Raw genomic sequence first — 1,783 nt, forward strand, 5'->3', positions numbered from 1 at the left:
GCGCCTAATTTTTATATTTTATAGTTAATTTTTATAAAAATTATTAACTTTTTTACATACTAGGTTCGGTAGAGCCAACCTTATGCTAGTAAAGCCCTACAAAAAATCAATATTTATGGTTAAATTTTTTGGTAAACTAATATCGGGCGTTCTGATTGGATTAGCGATCGCACTTTTGATCCGCAACGGCTGCACAGCTAATCCTGTAACAACTTCAAACACTGAAGCGAGTCCTAGTCCAGTTGAAACTGCTACGCCAGATTGTCTAACTTCTCTTTCAAAAGTTACTGTCCAAAAAGATGAAGATAAATCTTCTAGAGATGTAGAAGCCGAGGGAGACAAATTTGAGACACAGGGGAAAGGACAAGAAGCTCTCAATAAGTACAATAAAGCTCGGATACTGTACTTTAAAGAACTAAGTTATGCAACTGAAAAACTTAAGGAAGGCGACCAAAGCGCCTTTATGGAAACAAATACCTCAATTGAATCACCAGAATTTCCGTTTAAGCTCGGTCGCGCTTTTGCTAAAACAGGAAAGCATGAAATAGCAATAAATTGTTTTACTAAAAGCTTAAAGGAAAAAATCAACCCACCTAATGATGCGAGCGCTTATCTAAACCGTGGGGAAGCCTATCTTGCCACTGGACAAAAAGAAAAGGCGCGGCAAGATTACCAGAAGTCTGTAGACTTGTTTCAAAAACACAACTTGCCCCAGTACAAAAAAATGGCTGCCGACAAACTTCGTAGCGTTACCCCGTGACAAATTACTGTCCAGCAATTGGCTAGCTCTTTATTCCTAATTTTCCCAGTGGTTTACACCTTTCCATCATCTCTAAAATCGCCTCTATATCAGCGAGTGATGCGCTAGACTTTTTGCGCTTGGCTTTCAACTGGTTGAGTAGGTCGGCTGCGTCGGGTAGTTCAAATTTAGCCGTTGGCTGGTTAGCTTTCAGTTTTTCATTTTCAGTCTGCACCGCTTCAAGCTGTAATCGCACTTTAGCTAATTCCTGGTTGAGGTTGAAACTCTCAACTCTTGAGTTACCTAGCTGTAGCAGTTGATTCTCAGCGCGTACCGCTTCCAATTCGAGCTTGACTGACTCAACCTCACTCAGTACCGTTTCTATAAACGGATAAAGCTCGGTATCTGGCTGTTTCTGGATGTTTAGTTCATCGACTCCTTTCTCGGCATCTACCGCTTCAATAAACGGTTGGGATTTTAATTCCACCGTTTCTATAAACGGAATATTGCTTCCTGCTAGCGCTTCCAAATAATCATTTCGACTCATCCCTACTTTATCGGCTACAGTGGCTAACCATTGCCAAGCTTCATCTGTGAGATTAACTGAGCGGATTCTGCGAGGCGTCTCAGATTTAGGTGCAAACTTGCCTGATGTATTCCGTGCTTTATTACTCATTACCGTTTCCATAAATGGCTGACACCTCTATCTAACCATTTCTATAAATGGATGTCAAGGAATAAGCCAACCATTTCTATAAACGGGTTTTAGTGCTACTTTGAGGGAAGTCTAGGGGCTGCTGCTGATAGCACCCGTCCCTCAAACCTGCAATCCTTACAGTGTGGGAGATATAGCAGTAGCAGCCAGGGGAGTTTCCTGGTTCGCTAATTTCGCTCATCAATAAGGATAAAAAACAGCACTTACATCCATTTATGGAAATGGTTAGCTAACCCCCATAATTTAAGCTTACAATAGTTCGGACAGTTTTTAAGCAGCCATAGTACCATAAGACAGGACTGAGGGAAGGTTAGGGTGATTTAAAATCA

Annotated in this window: 2 protein-coding genes; one reads left to right on the forward strand and one right to left on the reverse strand. The window is 41.2% G+C overall.

The features are described from left to right. Positions 1 to 115 precede the first annotated feature (115 nt). A complete protein-coding gene (locus QUB61_RS39255) occupies positions 116 to 760 on the forward strand; it encodes a tetratricopeptide repeat protein (protein ID WP_333136679.1) in 645 nt (214 codons plus the stop codon). A 22-nt stretch (positions 761 to 782) separates the two neighbouring features. Here the strand turns inward: QUB61_RS39255 and QUB61_RS39260 are convergent, their stop codons facing one another. After that, entirely contained in the window at positions 783 to 1,415 is a 633-nt protein-coding gene (locus QUB61_RS39260) for a hypothetical protein (protein WP_333136677.1), read from the reverse strand. Between the last annotated feature and the right edge of the window lie 368 nt (positions 1,416 to 1,783).

It is taken from the genome of Microcoleus sp. C2D2 (genome assembly GCF_036702495.1).
In the GTDB taxonomy this organism is placed as follows: domain Bacteria; phylum Cyanobacteriota; class Cyanobacteriia; order Cyanobacteriales; family Microcoleaceae; genus Microcoleus.

What these genes read in the sequence shown, in the direction of transcription:
- QUB61_RS39255 (WP_333136679.1), top strand. Translation starts at nt 116, where the DNA reads ATGGTTAAATTTTTTGGTAAACTAATATCGGGCGTTCTGATTGGATTA.
- QUB61_RS39260 (WP_333136677.1), bottom strand. Translation starts at nt 1,415, where the DNA reads ATGAGTAATAAAGCACGGAATACATCAGGCAAGTTTGCACCTAAATCT.